This is a genomic window from Streptomyces sp. CAI-85, from assembly GCF_013363615.1.
GTDB classification, from domain to species: Bacteria; Actinomycetota; Actinomycetes; order Streptomycetales; family Streptomycetaceae; genus Streptomyces; species Streptomyces antibioticus_B.
The window spans coordinates 1-732 of sequence record NZ_JAANNX010000237.1; the positions used below are offsets into that span (position 1 = coordinate 1).

The 732-nt window shown below is 68.9% G+C and carries 1 protein-coding gene; it reads left to right on the plus strand.

From position 1 onward, the window contains the following. The coding region (locus G6W55_RS38015; RefSeq protein ID WP_175525104.1) for an FAD-binding protein at positions 1 to 732 on the plus strand (732 nt) is incomplete at both ends.

Below are 732 nucleotides of genomic sequence, written 5' to 3' on the forward strand. Positions count from 1 at the left end.
CCGCTCCTTCGGCGGCGTCCAGGTCTCCCGCACGTTCTACGCCCGCGGCCAGACCGGCCAGCAGCTCCTGCTCGGCGCCTACCAGGCGCTCAGCCGGCAGATCGCGGCCGGGAACGTCGAGATGCACCCCCGCACCGAGATGCTCGACCTGATCGTGATCGACGGACGGGCCCGCGGCATCGTGGCCCGGGACCTGATCACCGGAAAGACCGACACCTACTTCGCGGACGCCGTCGTCCTCGCCAGCGGCGGATACGGCAACGTCTTCTATCTGTCGACCAACGCCATGAACTCCAACGCCACCGCCGTGTGGCGGGCGCACCGGCGCGGCGCCTACTTCGCCAACCCGTGCTTCACCCAGATCCACCCCACCTGCATCCCGCGCACCGGCGACCACCAGTCCAAGCTGACGCTGATGAGCGAGTCGCTGCGCAACGACGGCCGGATCTGGGTCCCCAAGGCCAAGGGCGACGACCGGCCGGCGAACAAGATCCCCGAGGACGAGCGCGACTACTACCTGGAGCGCATCTACCCCTCCTTCGGCAACCTGGTCCCGCGCGACATCGCCTCCCGCGCCGCGAAGAACGTCTGCGACGAGGGCAGGGGAGTCGGTCCCGGCGGCCAGGGCGTCTACCTCGACTTCGCCGACGCCATCAAGCGCATGGGCCGCAAGGCCGTCGAGGCCAAGTACGGCAACCTCTTCGACATGTACCAGCGGATCACCGACGAGGA